The organism is Streptococcus criceti HS-6 (assembly GCF_000187975.2).
Taxonomy (GTDB): Bacteria; Bacillota; Bacilli; order Lactobacillales; family Streptococcaceae; genus Streptococcus; species Streptococcus criceti.
In genome coordinates, this window is the sequence record NZ_AEUV02000002.1 from 1 (window position 1) to 18,702 (window position 18,702).

Sequence of the window (18,702 nt, forward strand, 5' to 3'; positions counted from 1 at the left end):
TCCCGTAGGAGTCTGGGCCGTGTCTCAGTCCCAGTGTGGCCGTTCACCCTCTCAGGTCGGCTATGTATCGCAGCCTAGGTAGGCCTTTACCCTACCTACTAGCTAATACAACGCAGGTCCATCTGATAGTGGTGCCATTGCACCTTTTAAATCAATAACATGTGTTATCCATTGTTATGCGGTATTAGCTATCGTTTCCAATAGTTATCCCCCGCTACCAGGCAGGTTACCTACGCGTTACTCACCCGTTCGCGACTCTTCTTCCTTGTGAGTGCAAGCACTCGGTAAAAAAGAAGCGTTCCACTTGCATGTATTAGGCACGCCGCCAGCGTTCGTCCTGAGCCAGGATCAAACTCTCATTAATGCTAGTTTGTCCGGCTAAGCACTCTGGCTTATCCGTTTATTGTTCCTTGACAGGTTAATCTCTTAACCCGCACGTCTTGGTTCGTCTCTATTCAGTTCTCAAAGGTCTTGTGCTTTCTTTTAAAGCAACTCTTATAGTTTACTATCTTTTTAAAAACTTGTCAATAGTTTTTTAAAAAAATTACAAACTATTTTTTCTAACTTTAAATTTGGAAAGTTCTAAAATGAAGTTAGCCACCTAAGAGTATCAAAAAACATCTCAGAGAGATATAATTGTAATCACCACAATAACAATTAGAAAGACTCTGAGATGCAAAACTATTATACACCAAAAAGTAAACATTTGACACTAACTGAACGTAGAATAATTGAACGTTGGCTTCAAGAAGGGCTCTCAAATCGTGAAATCGCTAGGAGATTGGCTAAAGCTCCTCAAACCATTCACAACGAAGTCAAACGTGGTCAGGTTAGACAACAAGTGCGTAAAGGAAAATTTGAGGTGATCTACTCAGCTGACTTCGCCCAAAAAGCCTATCAAAACAATCGTAAACGTTCTGTTAAACAAGTCTCCCTGACCAAGGGACTCAAAGAAAAGATAACTCACTACATCAAACAGAAATATTCTCCTGAGATGATAGTAAAGGCAAAAGGATTACCTGTTCCCATCTCCACTATTTACTACTGGATTCATCATGGACACTTAGGATTGACTAAAGCTGACATGCTTTATCCTCGCAAGGAGAAAACTAAGAAAAAGCATGCCAGTCCCAACTTTAAGCCAGCTGGAAAGTCTATCGAGGAACGACCAGAAAGCATTAACAAGCGTGAGAATGTTGGTGATTTTGAAATTGATACGGTTATTCAAACTCGGGCAAAAAACGAGTGCCTGTTGACTCTAACGGATAGAAAGAGTCGTTATCAAATCATTCGACTCATTCCCGATAAGTCCACGTCTTCAGTCAATCAAGCTCTGAAAGCAATCCTCAGGGATTATCAAATTAACTCTATCACAGCTGATAACGGGGCTGAATTCAGTCGTTTAGCAGAAGTTTTTGACCCTGCTCATATCTACTATGCCCACCCCTATTCTTCTTGGGAGCGTGGAACTAATGAGAATCATAATAGACTCATCCGGCGCTGGTTGCCTAAGGGAAGCAAAAATGCGACTCAACAACAAGTCGCATTTATTGAAAACTGGATTAACAACTATCCAAAGAAACTATTCAATTATAAATCTCCTAAAGAGTTTTTACAGACTGGCTAACTTGAACTTGAAATTTAGTAACTTTAGAAAGCTAAAATTTAAAGTTAGTCTAAAGTTTAACATCAACTAAAAAAGCTGTCAATAGAACTAAGAAAAAAACTCCAGAAATATTTTCATTCAAAGGACCTGGTCCTTATTTTTGAATGTGGTTTTTATTCCTAGAGTTTTTATGTAAATTTTTTCAAGAAGATTTATTTTGCTTCAATAAGACCAAAATCGCCATCCTCACGGCGATAAATAACATTTGTTGTTCCATCTTCAGCATCAGTATAGATGAAGAAATCATGTCCAAGCAAATCCATTTGAAGGATAGCTTCTTCCGCATCCATTGGTTTCAAATCAATGTTTTTGGTTCGAACAATTTTTGCCTCAGGAACTTCTTCAACTGCTTCAGCAACAAATTCTGCTGAGAATACTTCGCCAGTCGCAACCTTTTCACGGTGTTTCTTAGCAATTTTGGTCTTGTTCTTGCGAATTTGACGTTCAATTTTATCTGAAACAAGGTCAATTGAGCCATAAAGGTCTTGCGAGACATCTTCTGCCCGCAAAGTGATAGAACCAACTGGAATGGTTACTTCCACTTTGGCTGTTTTTTCACGATAGACTTTCAAGTTTACTTTAGCGTTCAACTCTTGTGATTGATTAAAGTATTTTTCGATTTTAGCTAATTTTGATTCTACGTAATTGCGGATAGCATCAGTAACTTCAATGTTTTCACCGCGAATACTAAATTTAATCATAGGCTTCCTCTTTCTTGCGTTAAAACGCTTTCTTTTCTTTTATTTTACTATATTTGGAATTTTTTGCAAGGATTTTTAGCGTGCCAATGAAAAAGTTTTTACAATTTTCACGCCACTTTCAATGAGTAAATCTTTAGCTAGAATCATTGTAGCCCCTGTCGTATAGATATCATCCACCAATAAGACTTTTTCTGGAATCTTTTGAGTGGAATCAATCACAAAAAACTGTTCAGTCTTTAGTCTTTCTTCTCTTGTCTTACTAGATTGAGTTGGTTTTCCTTCTATACCAATTTTTAGGAGATTGCAATATGTCAGAGCAGCAGCATCTAAAAATCCAGTAACCTGATTAAATTTTCTCTTTTGAAAGCTTTCATTACTTAGAGGAATAGGGACGATTTTGTACTCTTTATAGTCAGCTAAAACTTTTTTCATAATATGCGAGAATACTTTTCTTAACAAATAATCTCCTTGAAATTTGTATGTAGAAAAGTATTGTTTCATTGCCTGATTGTAGGTATACAGTGCTCTGTGATTGATTTCTTTCCCTTTCTTCTGCCAATAAAGGCAATCTGGGCAAACACCATCAATCCCAGATTTGTAACAACTCGGGCAATGCTTCGAGTGAATTGGTTCGAATTGGTCCCTACATTCGTCGCAAAGGTAGACTTCATCCTGATAGGTAAAAAGGAGCGAGGTAAATTTAATGTCATTTTGAATTTGATTACGACATATCAAACATCCCATTTAAAAGCCTCCTCTTTTATTCATCATTTTAATATCAGAAACTGCTTGCCGCATAGCTTTTGTAACACCCCTATGATAGAAGCGCAATGAGCCAGTTGGTCGCTCGCTACTTCGACCAACTCGGCCAGCAATTTGGATCAGAGAAGATTTGGTATACAATTTATGGTGGGCATCCAAAACAAAAAGGTCTATTTTTGGAAAGGTTACTCCTCTTTCCAAAATCGTCGACGAAACAAGGAGGTTTATTCTACCGTCACGAAAATCTTGAACTAAGTCCAATCGCTGATCTGTTCGACTAGAAATAAAGCCAATCTTCTCTTCTGGTAAATAATTTTGAAGAAGCTGTGCCAGCTGCTGACCTTCCTTAATGGTGGGATAAAAAAGCAAGAGAGGATAACCAGTTTTTCTTTGTCTTTTGATATCACTGAGCAATTTAGCGGGTAGCTTTCCTCCTTTTACCTTCACATCCAAGTTTGCCAGCCAAATTAATTTAGGAAGAACAAGCGGATGGGCATGGAAGCGCCTAGCTAGGTGAACTTCCTTTATCTGTTTTTTCCTCACCGCTTTGTCTAAATTATCAGTCGAAGTTGCTGTTAAAAATATCTTTGCCCCCTGAGGCTTAAGAGCATTTGCCACGGCTTGGTAAAGGCTCTGATCATCTACATAGGGAAAAGCATCGACTTCATCGATAATAATAAGCTCAAAAGCCTGACGAAACTTAAAAAGTTGATGGACAGTTGAAATTAAAAGAGGTGAGCGATGATAATTTTCCGACCCTGAGTGTAACAATGAAATCGGGCATGTAAAATCACGTCGAAAACGCTGATAGAGTTCGCGACAGACATCAATTCTTGGGCTAACTAAGGCAACTGCCTCTCCTTTTTGGAGGACTGAGGCAACTGCCTGATAAGTCATTTCTGTTTTACCCGAACCCGTTACAGCATGAACTAGGATATCTTCCCTTTTCTCAACAGCAGAGACAAGTTTATCAGAAATTTCCTGCTGATAAGAAGTTAATTGTCCTTGCCAGTTTAAATAGGAGGCGAAGGAAAAGGCTTTTTGTTTAAAATAACACAGTTGGTCTGTACTTGTGACCCTGCCGAAGGCAATACAATTTCGGCAGTAATAAGAGCCATCTGGCAGCACCCAATCTGGTAACAAGTAGCTGTTACAACGGCTGCAATAGATCTTCCCAGACTTTTTGAATGTAGCCGGTACAGTCTGAGCATGTGCTTTCAATGCTGGAGATAACTGCCAAGATAAAAATTGGCGACCATAGTAATTTTCTAAGTTTTCCATCTATTTATCTATTCGCATAAGTTTTGAAATATGATAAAATTTTTTCATGAATTATAAAACAATTGCCAAAGATACTACCAGAGAAGACATCATTAAAAAATCCCGCTTTATCTGCCAGATTAAACGAGTAACCAGTGAAGAAGAGGCACGTACCTATATCGCTCAAATCAAGAAGGAGCACCACAAGGCTAACCATTCCTGTTCTGCTATGATTATCGGTCAAAACTCTGAAATCAAGCGTTCAAGTGATGATGGGGAACCTAGTGGAACGGCTGGCGTGCCAATGCTCACCGTTCTAGAAAAGCAGGGCCTGACCAATATCGTTGCTGTTGTGACTCGCTATTTTGGGGGAATAAAATTAGGTACAGGCGGCCTTGTCCGTGCTTATTCCAGTATTGTCGCTGACACTATTAAGAAACAGGGGGTGGTTGAGGTCAAAGATCAAGCAGGTATTCAAATCGAACTTTCCTATCCCCAGTATCAAACCTTTGCCAACTTTTTAGCTCAAGAGGTCCTGCAAGAGCAAGATACAGAGTTCTCTGATAGGGTCCGAACCACCATTTATGTCGATCCTGATAAAATAGAAGCTACTTATTCAGCCTTGGTTGAATTTTACCAGGGTAAGGTTACCAGTAAGAAATCCGGCAGTAAAGTCGTCGAAGTTCCAATTAGCTGATAATTATTCTTTATCACTTGATAGAGAATTTGTATTTTACAAAAGTTCTTTTGACATCTATACTATTAGCAATTCTAAGATTCTTTTGAGAGGTGAAAGTATGACAAAAATCTATAATAATGTTACGGAATTGATTGGCAATACTCCCATTGTTAAATTAAACAAGAGCGTCCCCGAGGGGGCAGCCGATGTCTATGTCAAATTAGAATCCTTCAACCCTGGTTCTTCTGTCAAGGATCGGATTGCTTTATCAATGATTGAAGACGCCGAACAAAAGGGCCTCTTGAAACCCGGCGGTATCATTGTTGAGCCAACTAGTGGGAATACTGGTATCGGTTTAGCTTGGGTTGGAGCTGCTAAAGGTTACAAGGTTATTATTACTATGCCAGAGACCATGAGTGTTGAGCGTCGCAAAATCATTCAGGCTTACGGTGCTCAGTTAGTCTTGACACCAGGCAGCGAGGGGATGAAGGGAGCCATCCAGAAGGCTAAAGACTTAGCTACAGAAATCGGAGGCTGGGTACCCTTGCAATTTAATAACCCTGCTAACCCCGCTATCCATGAATCCACTACAGGTGCAGAAATTATTGAAGCCTTTGGTCCAAGTGGTTTAGATGCTTTTGTTGCTGGTGTTGGTACAGGCGGTACTCTTTCTGGTGTTTCCCATGCTCTAAAAAAAGCTAATCCATCTGTTAAAGTTTATGCTGTAGAAGCAGATGAATCAGCCATCCTTTCTGGAGATAAACCTGGTCCTCATAAGATTCAAGGCATTTCTGCCGGCTTTATCCCTGAAACCCTAGACACCAAGGCCTACGATAGTATTGTTCGGGTGAAATCCGATGATGCTATTGCAACTGGTCGCCTTATCGGTGGCCTAGAAGGCTTCCTCCCAGGCATCTCTTCATCAGCCGCTATCTATGCCGCTATCCAAGTTGCCCAAGAACTAGGTGTTGGTAAAAAAGTCTTAACACTTTTACCTGACAATGGTGAACGCTATCTATCAACCAGTCTCTATGACTCTGAAGAATGAGTATAATTACAACTAACATAAACTAGAAAAAGGTTGACATTTGGTATCAGTCAACCTTTTTTCTATTAAGGTAATCTAAACCTTCTTCAACCCATATTTCCATATTGTCTGCCAAAGGTTTAAATCCAATCTTATAACGGCTGTTCGAAAAACGATGGCGGTGAGAAAAATGGTACCCTTCTTCCTCTAAGGTTCGCATAGAGAGACTGGCTTTTTCACTGAATTCATCGTAGTCCAAAACTTGGACAAGTACTTCTTGATCAAGCTTGAGAGTGTCAAAAATATTTTCAATATAACCGGTCTTGATTTCTGAAATATGAATCAGGCCAGTCGTCCCGTTCTCAAGGGCAACAAAGGCCCCGTAGGGCTTGACACCTGTAATGACTCCCTTATATTTTTCACCAATCTTCATCAATCCTGAACCTCAATTGTTTCAATAAGGACATCCTGAATCGGTCTGTCTTGAGCACCAGTTTCGACAGCGGCAATGTTATCCAAAACATCAAAAGATGCCTCATCCGCCAACTGACCAAATACCGTATGACGGCGGTCTAAATGCGGGGTCCCGCCTGTCACATAGGCATCTGCAATAGCTTCTGGCCAACCACCACGTTTTAGCTCCTTAGCCGAATATGGAAAATTCTTATTTTGGACGATAAAAAACTGGCTACCATTGGTATTTGGACCCGCATTGGCCATCGACAGAGCTCCACGCAAATTGTAGAGTTCTTCTGAAAATTCATCTTCAAAACGTTCCCCATAGATGGATTCACCACCCATGCCAGTGCCCGTTGGATCGCCACCTTGAATCATAAAGTCTGGGATAATACGATGGAAAATGACACCATCATAATAGCCATCTTTAGCTAGGGCAATAAAGTTGGCAACGGTTTTAGGAGCCTGATCAGGAAAGAGCTTTACCATCAGATCTCCTTGATTTGTCTTGATAGTGGCAACGGGACCACCGTGATTTTCTAAATCCAATTGTGGAAAGTGTAACTCTTTTTCAACCAAACCTAATTCCTCCAAGGCATATAAAATGCCATCTTCTTCTACTGTTTTCGTCACAAAGTCTGCTTTTTCCTTCAACTCAGGAACAGCATTCCCCATAGCAACCTTAAGACCAACATAGTCAAACATTTCTAGGTCATTTGGACCATCGCCGAAAAATAAAATATTCTCTGGCTTGAGATTTAAATACTCTACTAGTTTTGAAACACCTAGAGCTTTGGAGACATCCTTGAGCACGACATCAAAGGAATGGTCATGCCATCGCACTAATCGTAAGTGCTCAGACAAATACTCTGGTAAATCCAAATCCTCTAAAGTATCTTCAAAGGTCCACATTTGATAAACATCATGATTCTTATCAAAATCAGGGTTAACATCTAAATTGGAATAGACAATGTCAATAGCATCACTAATCACATCATTACGGTAGGACAAGACCGCTTCGTGACGACCTGCTAAGCCGTAATAAATACCAATTTCATCGGCCCAAGCCTTAAAGGCCTTAACCAAGTTCGCAGGGATTGGGCGCTGAAAAATAATATTCTTATCCTTGTCCTTGACGTAAGCCCCATTCAATTTAACACAGTAATCAGCATTTAGGTCCTGTACCTCTTTAGGAACGCCATAGCGAGCTCGCCCAGAAGCAATACCAGTGATAATTCCTTTTTCTTTTAATTGTTTGAAGACTTTTTTAATAGACTCTGGCATATAACCAGTGTCTTTAGTCCGAAGGGTATCATCGATATCGAAGAAGACAGCTTTAATCTTTTTAGCCTTGTATTTTGTTTTTGCGTCCATAACATCACTCCTATTGTCAATACTATTATAGCAGAAACTTTAGGAAAGGTAGCGTCAGAATGGTTATTCACTCAGAACCTTCAGGCTATGGTGAACAGGGACGCACAATCAAGTAGAGGCTGACTCTTAGAACTTGTATTCACATTTTTTGACAGTTAGCCTTATGTGGTAGGGACGCAAGCGACCTCCTAACGGAGTTCCATTGCTCATTTTCAAGCCTAGGGTCTTGAAAATCCCCTCGACGATTGATTTAAATAGAGTCAATCGTCTTTTTACCACGGCGGCAACTGTCTGTTTTGAGCGACCTTATGGTCGCTTTTCCCAGCTGACGCTAAGAATTTAAAGTTGTGAATACAGTTTCTTAGTCCCTACTCACACCACCGTATATGCTGTTTGGCATAACGACGGTTCAACTTATCTTCCGTTTTAAATAGTAATCAGCCAAACGTCTGACCGGTCCTTATTTTGTGAAAGATAAGTTTTGAGTATAACATGCCTGTCGTACAGAAAACATATTAAGCAAGACAATCTTTTTGCTCATCTTCTTTCATTAAAATTTATGGGTTAACTTTCGGTCGGGGAAGCTCCACCAATAATCTCTTATTTGAACTGACTCACTATTCGTTAGGTTCAATACCTTCTTTCCATCCATTCGGTAAAAATAATTATAAACTGCTTCAGTAAGCTTACGAGATGGCTGGACGTTCAGTTTATTCCCTAAGATTTTTGCGAATACCAAGATGCCTCTCTCAAGCACAACATCGATTGTTTCTTCTAAAAACCGATCATTAGTGGTCATGCTCTGTTTTTGCAACCTATGCAAATAGCTTGATGGTTACTTGGGGTAACGAAGTCAAAAAGTACGGTGACATCTCTCGGCTGCAAAGCAATTTTTATTGATTGTCTTGTGAAACCAGATTATGTTGGAAAGCGTAGACCACTGCCTGCGTACGGTCTTCAACATTAAGTTTAGCTAAGATATTCGAAACATGGGTTTTAACCGTCTTGAGCGAAATAAAGAGTTCATCAGCAATAGTTTGATTGTCGTAACCCTTAGCCAAGAGAGCCAAAACATCACGTTCCCGTGCTGTTAAGTCATCATGCAAGTCTGGATGCTGGTCATGATATTTGATTTTCTTATCAACCTCTGTCTCAATTGCTACTTGGCCCTGAGCTACCTTGCGAATACTGTTGAGAATCTCAGCAGCACTGGAAGTTTTGAGCATATATCCTTTGGCGCCTGCCTCAATAACTGGATAAATTTTTTCATTATCCAGATAAGAAGTCAAAACGAGGATTTTAGCAGCCTTCCACTCCTTGAGAATGGCCAGAGTGGCTTCAACCCCATCCATCTCAGGCATGACTAAATCCATAACAACAACATCTGGCCGTAGATCAAGAGCCATCTCAACTCCATCTTTGCCATTGTCAGCCTCACCGATAACCTCAATATCCGGTTGCATATTAAAGAAACTTTTCAAGCCCAATCGGACCATCTCATGATCATCAACTAGAATAATTTTAGTCTTTTCCATCGTTTTCATCCTCAACTTTCTCTTCTTCATCGTAATCATCTAAAATTGGCAAGCGGATATCCATCGAAACTCCCTTGCCCTTGCTACTGAGCATCGTTACAGTCCCTGCTAGATCATCAACTCGATCTTGGATGTTTTTGAGACCGTAACTGAGTTCCCGACTGGCATCCACATCAAATCCCTGCCCATTGTCAATCATCTTAAACTGAACTTCATTTTCAATTTGGTAGAGATAAACTTCCAGACGGCTGGCATGGGCATGCTTAAGGGTATTGGAAATGAATTCTTGGGCAATCCGAAAAAGATTGTCCTCAATCACCTTAGGTAGCTGGTCAACCTCCTCGTTAAAGACTGTCTCAATGTTACTTTTGTCCTTAAGTTCCTTCAAAAGCATGGATATACCTTCTGAAAGTGTGCGATCTTGCAGCTCAGTTGGCCGCAAGTGCAAGAGCATTATTCTCAAATCATTCTGGGCACTGATAAGGGTTGTTTCAATTAAATTTAATTGTTCTCTGAGTTTGTCTTTATTTAAGTTGTCTAAATTTTGTGCTACGCCAGACAACATCATGGAGGAAGCAAAAAGCTCTTGACTGACTGTATCGTGTAAGTCACGGGCAATTCGTTTACGTTCCTGAGTGACAATGGTTCGGCTATTGGAAATATAGGCATTCTCAGTTTTTTGCAGATTAGCTGTTATCCGGCTCATCTGCTTTGATAAACGCTCAATATTTTTTCCGACCTCTGACTCTGGTTGTTTGCCGACTGCTTGATTATTGATAATTCGCCGCAAGCTTTTATTTAAGTGACGCTTACTATTGTCATCAACCACCAACCAGACCAAAATCAGGAGAAAGCTGACAGAGAACATGAGCAAAGTCACCGAAAAGATAAACTGTTCCAGAACCCTCGGATCAGCAAAAACCAATCTAGCATCTAGATTGAGACTATCAAAAATAATAAAGATGATAAATCCCACGGTTACGCAAACATAGAGAAAAATTAACAAAAAATCATTTCGCTTCATGCTCGCACCACCTCTATAGAACCAGCAAAGATATTAACAACCACCTTAACCGACCGCAAGAGTTCCTGGTCATCTTTTTGTTCTAACTTGATCGATTGATTGCGGAGATCGTATTCAGGAAAACCCAGATAGGAAACACTCGCATAAATAGCACTAGCATCTAATTTAACCGCAATATCCCGTGGAACAATAATCTTAGTCGGCCCATAAATTTTTCGGATAATCACGACATTATCCCGCCCTGTTACGATAACCTTAGTTAAATCAATAGTGTCAGAGCCACTGATTCTAATAACATTGATATCATCAAAAGTATAAAAATCCTGACTGATATGGCGACTGACACCGATCCATTGGTTGGGCTTGGGGGTAACTGAGAGATGGTCCTTTTCAAATTCTATGACAGCGTAGCGATTGCGATGCTTGACTTCAGAAAAATGGTTAACAATAGTATAGGCCACCGCTAACAGAACTGCTGCAATCATATAAGGATTGAGCATAAAGACTAGGAAAAGAAAGAGGGAACTGACCGTCAGTAAAAAGCTCCCCCGATTATCCTTGTTAAAGAACAGGAGGGCTAATAGAGTCAAAGCCAAGATTAAAATAAAGGCTGTTAAGCTTTCTGACAAGATGGTCAAGAGGGCCATGCTCAAAAGCAACGCCTCCACCAACAAGAAAAATTGGAATTTTTTCATGGTTTTCCTTCATCAAAAACTAGACGTTCGCACCTAGTTCCCCTATCTGATATTACCTGCTCATTGTACCAAAAATCCCTTGAAATTGCAGTAGGATTTGAGCTATCAGCTTTAAAGATAGGTCTAGAGACTGAAAATCCCCACTCAGATGAGCGGGGAACTTGGGTTATATTGATTTGTTTTCTTTACCTTTAGGTGGCATCATGGCTGTGATTGCGATGATTCAGAATCCTCCGAACCGGATGACGTACTACTGTCACTTGAATCATCCTCTTCATCACTTGCGGAATTTGACGAGCTTGACTTTGATGAGCTCGATGAGGCATCCTGCACATAGAGAATGATATCATCATTGGAAGACAAATCTAGGCTGGCTCCATAATAAGGATTCTGACCAGAAATAATACTGGAAGACGATGGCGAAGTTTCAGAGCCAGTCGATGAAGAATAAATCTTAATGCGTGATGATTTAATACCAATCGCCGTTAGCGTAGATACAGCCTGAGAGTAGGTCATACCCGTCAAATTTGGCATCGTTGTCGAACCAGAGACAGCAACTGTAAATTTGATTGTATCATCACCAGATGGATTAAATTTATCTCCCTTTGATGGGCTCTGACTGATAATGGTTCCTTCTTCGTAGTCAGTCGTAGAAACTTCGGTAACTTCTATCTTTGATTTATCAACACCATAATTAGACGTTAAATCTTCTACAGCATCGTCAGAATTTTTTCCTGTATAGTCCTTCATCTTGAAGCTACCACCACTGCTGGACACATAGATATCAACAGACGTCCCCTCTTTTTTTGAGGTCCCGGCAGCTGGGTCGGTTCGAACAACCTTTCCCTTTTCAACAGAATCGCTCTCCACCTTAATCACTTGGCCTACTTTAAGACCTGAATCTTTAATTGCAGTCCTCGCAGCTGATAGTTCCTGACCAGATATATCAGGCACAGAAACTGTCGATGGATTTCGCAGCATTAAAAAGGCAAAAATAGCGACTAGGACCAGCACTAAGGCAATTGCAACCTTGCTAAAGATACTGTAGCTCTTGTGCTTACGCTTGGGCTTGACCTTTTCATTCGGCTTGGGCACAGGTTTTACTGGTGCCTTGACCTTTTTATCAGTCGCCTTGAGCAGTTGCTCTGTTGAAGCATTTGCTGTATTAGTATCAATTTTCGGTAAGGTTTTAGTATCTGCTACATCTGAAAAGACGAGCTTAGCTTCCCGACTGCGGTTATAGCTGAGACTGGACATGAGGTCTCGGCTCATTTCATAGGTTGATTTGTAGCGATCATTCAAACGCTTGGCTGTTGCCTTAATAACAACATTTTCCAGTGCTTGAGGAACGTCAGGATTAATCTCCCTAATTGACGGTAGAGGTTTTTGAAAATGCTGCAGAGCAATGGTCACAGCGCTGTCACCATCATAAGGAATGTGCCCAGTCAGCATTTCAAAGAGCATAATCCCCATAGCATAGATATCCGATTGCACCGTTGCTTTGGAACCACGCGCCTGTTCAGGCGACAAATAATGGACACTACCCAACATGGAATTTGTCTGAGTTAAGCTAGTCTCCGCAAAAGCCACAGCAATTCCAAAGTCGGTCACCTTGACCGTGCCATCTTTAGTTAAAAGAATATTCTGAGGTTTCAGATCACGGTGAATAATGCCTTTTTCATGAGCCAAAGTCATGGCTGATAGGACTTCTTCCATAATCCTGACAACTTCAGAATTAGATAAGGGAGCCTTATCCTGAATATAATGTTTGAGGTCTGAGCCATCAACGTATTCCATTACAAGGAACTGCTGCCCATCTTCTTCTCCAATGTCCCTAATTGAAACAATGTTGGGATGGCTGAGTTCAGCCATGGCACGCGCTTCTCGCTGAAAACGCGTCACAGCTACTTGGTCAGTCTGATAGTTGGTCCGAAGCACCTTGATGGCAACTTCTTCCCCTTCTAAAATCAGGTCATTAGCCAAGTAAACGTCAGCCATACCACCTCGACCGACGGACTTGAGAATGCGATAGCGACCAGCAAATAATTTGCCAATCTGGATCATAATGCCGCCTCACCTTCTACGTGCAAGAGTCCCACGGTAATATTATCTAAGCCACCAGCCTTATTGGCTTGGGCTATTAACTGATTAGCTTTTTCTGGAAGACTTTCATCATCAGCCAGCAGAACATTAACGACAGTCTCATTGGAAATCATATTGGTCAGACCGTCGCTGTTCATCAAAATGAAATCCCCTGGTTCCAGCTGTTGAACCCCCAAATCAAGCTCGATTGGGCTCTGTTGACCAATGGACTGAGTGATAATATTTTTCTGAGGGTGGATGGCTGCCTCTTCCTCAGTAATTTGACCAGCTCGAAGCAACTCATTGACTAACGAATGATCTGTTGTCAGTTGCTGGTACTGGCCATTTCTGACCAAACCAATCCGAGAATCCCCTAGATGGGCATAGAGAACAGCGTTATCGACAACAGCAACAGCTTCGATGGTTGTTCCCATACCACGGTAAGATTCTTCTTTTCCGAGCTCATGAATCTTTTGATTTTCTTTTTCAATAACATCAATCATCCAGTCACGGATTTGACTCAAATCAGAAAAATCGGTTTCTTCCCAAATCTTTCCCAGGTCTGTCACCGTCAGCTCGCTGGCAATATTGCCGGCGCGATGCCCACCCATGCCATCTGCTAAGATAATAAGGGGTGTCCCTGACTTGTTACTAAATTGGTTGATGAAATCCTGATTTTCAGACCTCTTTTGACCGATATCAGTACGCAAAGCAATTTCCATGAATTGTTTAACTGTCCTTTCAAGCTAATAAATCCGCTTAATCTGAGCAATAAAGAAACCATCTGTCTGATAGAGTTCTGGTGTGATACTAATAAATCCATCTGTCAGAATATCTTTTTGCCTATGTTCCAGTTTTACCTGCTCAAAATTCGGGTGGGTCTCAAGAAATCTACTAATCACGTCCTGATTTTCCTCCCGAAAAATGGTACAAGTACTGTAGGATATTATACCATTTTTGCGCAAGGTTTGACAAACACTGTTCAAAATAGCCAACTGGATGTCTGATAAAGCCTCAAAATCCTGACTATCCTTGCTGTACTTGATATCAGGCTTACGTCGAATGAGGCCGATACCTGAACAAGGTGCATCGACCAATATTTTATCAAAACTGTCGGGGCCAAACTCTTGATAGACCTGACCTGCATCCAACTTACGCGTTTGAATCTTGTCAGCCACATGCAGGCGGCGAGCATTATCTTTTATCAAGTCCAACTTATGATCGTAAAGATCTAAGGCTGTTACACGCCCTGTTGTCAGATAGGAAGCTAGATGGGTCGTTTTTCCACCAGGAGCCGCGCAGGCATCCAGAACCTGCTCATCCCCTTCAAGCTTTAAGGTCGGCGCTACTAGCTGACTAGATTCATCTTGGAGGGTTAGCTCACCATTTTTAAAGTAATTCGTCCCAGCAAAATAGCCAGATTTTTTAACCAAACCAACCGGTGAGAGGCAGGATCGTTCCGCCCCAGTCACTGCCTGAATCTCTGCCATTTTAGCCGGATTAGTCACCCGAACACTAGCCTTGTTGCGGACAAAGAGACTCGCAAAAATTTTGATAGCGCGTTCTTCACCGTACTGCTCAATAGTCTTCTTGACTAGCCAGACAGGCAGGGAATATTGAACCGAGTAACGCTTATTCTTTCGTTTAATACAAGCTGGATCAGGCAGAGGGCCCTTGGTTAATTTACGCAGGACAGCATTGACTAATTTGTCTGCCCCCTTCTGACTACGGCTCTTAGCCAATTCAACCGCTTCATTAACTATGGCATGGCTGGGAATTTTATCCAGATAAAGTAGTTGATAAAGGCTGAGCAGCAGTAAGGTGTACACCCAAGGCTCTAATTTATCACGATCCTCGATGACATGTGCTAACTGCCATTCTAGAGTAATCTTTCTAGCCACTGTCCCATAAACTAATTCGGTCACCAAAGCCTTGTCCTGCTGACTAAGGCTTGAGCCTGAGAGTCCATGATTGAGAGCAAGGTTGGAATAGGCCCCTTGCCGGAAGACCTCTTCAAGGATTTGTAAGGCTAGACCGCGGGCAGACCTTCCTTTTTTAGCCGCCAAAGAAATCACCTACTTTAAGTTTCTGACCAGATCCATTGAGAAAGTCAGTAATGTTCATTTTAGGTTTGCCTGCTGGCTGCACTTCGATAAGAGAAAGGGCCCCCTGGCCTGTTGCGACGACTAGTGTTTTCTTGGTCTTTTCAATAATTTGACCAGGCTGGCCCTGTCCCTCTAACTCTAATGATTGGGCCTGATGGATTTTAAAACGCTGACCATTTAAAAGCGTATGCGCAACTGGCCACGGATACATTCCCCGGATTTGGTTGAAGAGGGCACGGGCCGACTTACTCCAATCCAAGCGTTCCTGTTCAGGAGTGATATTAGGCGAAAAGCTCACTTGATCTGGATCTTGAGGCTGAGGCTGAAGCTTGCCTGCCAAGTAGTCCGGTAGGGCTTCCAGGAGCAAGTCACGTCCAAGAACAGCTAATTTTTCAAAGAGGCTGCCGACATTATCCTTATCCAGTATGGGAAGACTAGCTTGGGCAACCATATCACCGGCGTCCATCTCCTTAACCATCTCCATGATGGTTACACCAGCCTTGTCATCGCCATTGATGAGAGCATGGTGAATCGGTGCGCCTCCGCGATACTTGGGCAGGAGGGAAGCATGGACGTTGAGGGCAAATTCCATTCGGTCAAGAAGCTTGCTGGGTAGAAATTGGCCATAGGCTGCAGTGATGATACCATCAGCTCCTAGAGCCAATAAATCTGCCATCTCCTGAGAACCAGACAGTTTTTCAGGCTGATAGACTGCTAAATTATTGGCTAAGGCCACCTCCTTGACAGGAGTCATACGAATCTCTTTCTTACGGCCGACTGCTCGGTCTGGTTGGGTAACCACAGCTAAAATTTCGTAGGCCTTGCTAGCAATTAAGCCTTCTAGAACAGTTGCCGCAAAGGCGGGCGTTCCCATAAATACAATTTTTTTCATCAATTTTCTTCGGCCTAAGGGCCTTCCTTTCTAGCTTAGACAAAACTTTGCGGTTCATGGTCAATAATCAGACGTAAATCCTTATTGCTTTTATCTTGGGTCAAGTCTAAAATTTGGTTGAGGACAGTCTCTAACTTATCTTCAAAGCGGTACTTAATCATAATTTGATAGTGATAGAGATTGTGAGTTCTGGCAATGGGCTTAGGAGTTGGCCCTAAAATTTTAACCCGATCACTGAGTTGTTCTTTTAACAAATGAAGTACTTCAAAAGATTTCTGAACCAAAACTTCCTCACTTTTATGAGAAAAGGTCAAACCAACCGTATAAAAATAAGGCGGATAGGCCAGCTGATGGCGAACCTTCATCTCATAGGCATAAAAAGCCTCGTAATCCTGTTCCTTAGCCAATTGGATGGCATAATTTTTAGGATTATAAGTCTGGATGATGACCTCCCCTTCTTTTTCAGCCCGTCCTGCCCGACCAGCAACCTGAGTTAAGAGTTGGAAAGTTCGCTCTGCCGCACGAAAATCCGGTAGGTTGAGCGAAGTGTCGGCATTGAGCACCCCAACTAGGGTGACATTAGGAAAATCCAGACCCTTGGCAATCATTTGAGTTCCCAGAAGAATATCGGCCTTCCCTTGGCCGAAGTCTTGGAGGATCTTTTCGTGAGCCCCTTTTTTTCTTGTAGTATCAACATCCATCCGCAGCACTCTGGCTTGCGGCAAAATTTCCTGCAATTCATCATAGGCCTTCTGAGTTCCTGTACCATAGTAGCGAATGCTACGGCTGCCACAATTAGGACATACTCTTGGAATGCCCTTTTGAAAACCGCAGTAGTGACAGTTCATCGTCTTGGTATCCATGTGCAGGGTCAGGGAAATATCACAGTTAGGACAGTCATCCACATAGCCACATTCGCGACACATAATAAAACTGGAAAATCCTCGGCGATTGAGCATAAGGACAGTCTGCTCCCCTTTTTCTAGGCGGTCCTTAATTTTATCGACTAAGGGCGGGGTAAAATTGCTGACTGCCTGTTTACCCAGAAAATCCCTAAAGTCAAGAATTTGGACCTGAGGAATTTTAGCCATAGGATTGGCTCTTTGCGTCAGGCGGATAAAATGGTAAACCCCTCGGCTAGCCCTAGCCCTACTCTCAATACTCGGTGTCGCTGAGCCCATAACGAGAACTGCTTTATGGTATTTGGCCCGAAGGAGAGCGACATCACGGGCATGATAGCGCGGATTAGATTCTTGCTTATAGGTGGCTTCATGCTCTTCATCAATAATGATAGCCCCGATCTTTTCCAAGGGAGCAAAGATAGCCGATCGTGCACCGACAACAACCTTGGCCTGACCTGATTTTATTTTCCGCCACTCATCATACTTTTCCCCATCAGACAGACCCGAATGCATAATGGCAACCTGCTCACCAAAACGGGAAATAAAACGATTGGTCATCTGGGGCGTCAAAGAAATTTCTGGCACAAGGACAATGGCTGTCTTTCCTAGTTTAAGCACATGATCAATAATATGCAGGTACACTTCTGTCTTGCCCGAGCCTGTGATTCCTTCGAGTAGGTAAGGCTTGTTGGGCTGACCAATATCTGACACAATGGTTTTAACGGCATGAGTCTGCTCTTGATTGAGCTCTAAAAAGTCCGTTCTTTTCACCTTGTCAAAATAATCCTGACTTCGATTGACAGAAACCTCATTTATTTCTAGAGCTCCCGCTTGAACAAAATACTTAATCTGGTCACGAGAAAAGAGCTGTTGCAAATCAGATAGAAGCGCTCGCTCAGGCTTGGCCAAGAGGTAGTCTTTCAATTCCTGACGCTTTTTAGCCCGTTTGGAAATCTCCAAATCCGCTAAAACTTCTGGTTTGGCCTGATAATATTTAACTGTTTTGAGCGTCTTTTTATCCTTAGCTGAATAGGTAGCCTTGATTTGCCCCATGCGCACCAACTTAGCAACTCTAGCTTGACGCTCCTTATCCAAGCTTACATAGGAAACCTTATCATGCCTAGCAAAAATCCAGTCCCTGTCCGAATCAGACAGATCCCCTCGAGCCTCTAAAATGCGATCATAATTAGAATTGAGCAGGCTGGGAATCATAGATTTGAGCATGGAAATCTTATAGGAAAAAACAGTATGTCGCATCTGATCAGCCAAGTCCAGTTGCTCTTGATTTAGAACTGGTTCAAAATCTAGCACAGCTGTGACAGGTTTAAGATCTGTCATTTCTCCATCTGCTAATCCTACGACAAAACCTTGTAACAATCGATTTCCCTTACCAAAGGGAACATGAACCCGGCTGCCTAGACTGATACTGTCTGACAAATCATCTGGAACTCGATAGGAAAAGGGCTTGTCCGTCTGCATCAGTGGGACATCTACAATAATTTTGGCAATTTTCCCCATTTTTCCTCTCCCTTTCTAATCGAA

Annotated in this window: 16 protein-coding genes and 1 rRNA gene; 3 read left to right on the plus strand and 14 right to left on the minus strand. The window is 41.9% G+C overall.

The features are described 5' to 3' along the window. Positions 1 to 364, minus strand: a 16S ribosomal RNA gene (locus STRCR_RS00020); the annotation flags it as partial. Between the two features lie 309 nt (positions 365 to 673). Between STRCR_RS00020 and STRCR_RS00025 the strand changes: the two genes are divergently transcribed. Then, the gene (locus tag STRCR_RS00025) at positions 674 to 1,627 is read left to right on the plus strand and encodes an IS30 family transposase (RefSeq protein WP_004225294.1); all 954 of its coding nucleotides are present in this window, start codon (positions 674 to 676) and stop codon (positions 1,625 to 1,627) included. A 191-nt stretch (positions 1,628 to 1,818) separates the two neighbouring features. Here the strand turns inward: STRCR_RS00025 and hpf are convergent, their stop codons facing one another. From hpf to STRCR_RS00040, 3 genes are all read right to left on the minus strand, one after another. Further along, positions 1,819 to 2,367: a ribosome hibernation-promoting factor, HPF/YfiA family gene (gene hpf, locus STRCR_RS00030; RefSeq protein ID WP_004227964.1), complete on the minus strand. Its 549-nt coding sequence runs from the start codon at positions 2,365 to 2,367 to the stop codon at positions 1,819 to 1,821. Between the two features lie 75 nt (positions 2,368 to 2,442). After that, on the minus strand, positions 2,443 to 3,111 hold the full coding sequence (locus tag STRCR_RS00035; protein ID WP_004225133.1) for a ComF family protein: 669 nt from the start codon (positions 3,109 to 3,111) through the stop codon (positions 2,443 to 2,445). Next, a complete protein-coding gene (locus tag STRCR_RS00040; RefSeq protein WP_004229957.1) occupies positions 3,112 to 4,410 on the minus strand; it encodes an ATP-dependent helicase ComFA in 1,299 nt (432 codons plus the stop codon). A gap of 46 nt (positions 4,411 to 4,456) precedes the next feature. Between STRCR_RS00040 and STRCR_RS00045 the strand changes: the two genes are divergently transcribed. Both STRCR_RS00045 and cysK read left to right on the plus strand, forming a co-directional pair. Then, positions 4,457 to 5,086 carry a YigZ family protein gene (locus tag STRCR_RS00045; protein WP_004228282.1) on the plus strand — a complete coding sequence of 210 codons (630 nt, stop codon included), beginning with the start codon at positions 4,457 to 4,459 and terminating at the stop codon, positions 5,084 to 5,086. 100 nt (positions 5,087 to 5,186) lie between these two features. Continuing rightward, a complete protein-coding gene (gene cysK / locus STRCR_RS00050; protein ID WP_004229087.1) occupies positions 5,187 to 6,116 on the plus strand; it encodes a cysteine synthase A in 930 nt (309 codons plus the stop codon). A 46-nt stretch (positions 6,117 to 6,162) separates the two neighbouring features. Here cysK and STRCR_RS00055 read toward each other — a convergent pair whose 3' ends face one another. From STRCR_RS00055 to STRCR_RS00105, 10 genes are all read right to left on the minus strand, one after another. Then, positions 6,163 to 6,528, minus strand: a complete 366-nt coding sequence (locus STRCR_RS00055; protein WP_004228026.1) for a S1 RNA-binding domain-containing protein — start codon at positions 6,526 to 6,528, stop codon at positions 6,163 to 6,165. Next, positions 6,528 to 7,925: a bifunctional Cof-type HAD-IIB family hydrolase/peptidylprolyl isomerase gene (locus tag STRCR_RS00060; RefSeq protein ID WP_004226592.1), complete on the minus strand. Its 1,398-nt coding sequence runs from the start codon at positions 7,923 to 7,925 to the stop codon at positions 6,528 to 6,530. Before STRCR_RS00060 ends, STRCR_RS00055 begins: the two co-directional genes overlap by 1 nt. Before the next feature lie 893 nt (positions 7,926 to 8,818). After that, positions 8,819 to 9,460 (minus strand): response regulator, encoded by a 642-nt coding sequence (locus STRCR_RS00070; RefSeq protein WP_003048905.1) that lies wholly within the window; start codon positions 9,458 to 9,460, stop codon positions 8,819 to 8,821. Next, positions 9,447 to 10,484, minus strand: a complete 1,038-nt coding sequence (locus STRCR_RS00075; protein WP_004229492.1) for an envelope stress sensor histidine kinase LiaS — start codon at positions 10,482 to 10,484, stop codon at positions 9,447 to 9,449. Before STRCR_RS00075 ends, STRCR_RS00070 begins: the two co-directional genes overlap by 14 nt. Beyond that, positions 10,481 to 11,179: a cell wall-active antibiotics response protein LiaF gene (gene liaF / locus STRCR_RS00080; RefSeq protein ID WP_004227980.1), complete on the minus strand. Its 699-nt coding sequence runs from the start codon at positions 11,177 to 11,179 to the stop codon at positions 10,481 to 10,483. The genes STRCR_RS00075 and liaF overlap by 4 nt, the downstream gene beginning before the upstream one ends. A 201-nt stretch (positions 11,180 to 11,380) precedes the next feature. Then, a complete protein-coding gene (gene pknB, locus STRCR_RS00085) occupies positions 11,381 to 13,243 on the minus strand; it encodes a Stk1 family PASTA domain-containing Ser/Thr kinase (protein ID WP_004225799.1) in 1,863 nt (620 codons plus the stop codon). Further along, entirely contained in the window at positions 13,240 to 13,983 is a 744-nt protein-coding gene (locus STRCR_RS00090) for a Stp1/IreP family PP2C-type Ser/Thr phosphatase (protein WP_004228987.1), read from the minus strand. The genes pknB and STRCR_RS00090 overlap by 4 nt, the downstream gene beginning before the upstream one ends. A gap of 24 nt (positions 13,984 to 14,007) precedes the next feature. Next, entirely contained in the window at positions 14,008 to 15,333 is a 1,326-nt protein-coding gene (gene rsmB, locus STRCR_RS00095) for a 16S rRNA (cytosine(967)-C(5))-methyltransferase RsmB (protein ID WP_040804714.1), read from the minus strand. Continuing rightward, entirely contained in the window at positions 15,317 to 16,258 is a 942-nt protein-coding gene (gene fmt / locus STRCR_RS00100; RefSeq protein ID WP_004229628.1) for a methionyl-tRNA formyltransferase, read from the minus strand. Before fmt ends, rsmB begins: the two co-directional genes overlap by 17 nt. 35 nt (positions 16,259 to 16,293) lie before the next feature. Beyond that, positions 16,294 to 18,678: a primosomal protein N' gene (locus STRCR_RS00105; protein WP_004228920.1), complete on the minus strand. Its 2,385-nt coding sequence runs from the start codon at positions 18,676 to 18,678 to the stop codon at positions 16,294 to 16,296. Between the last annotated feature and the right edge of the window lie 24 nt (positions 18,679 to 18,702).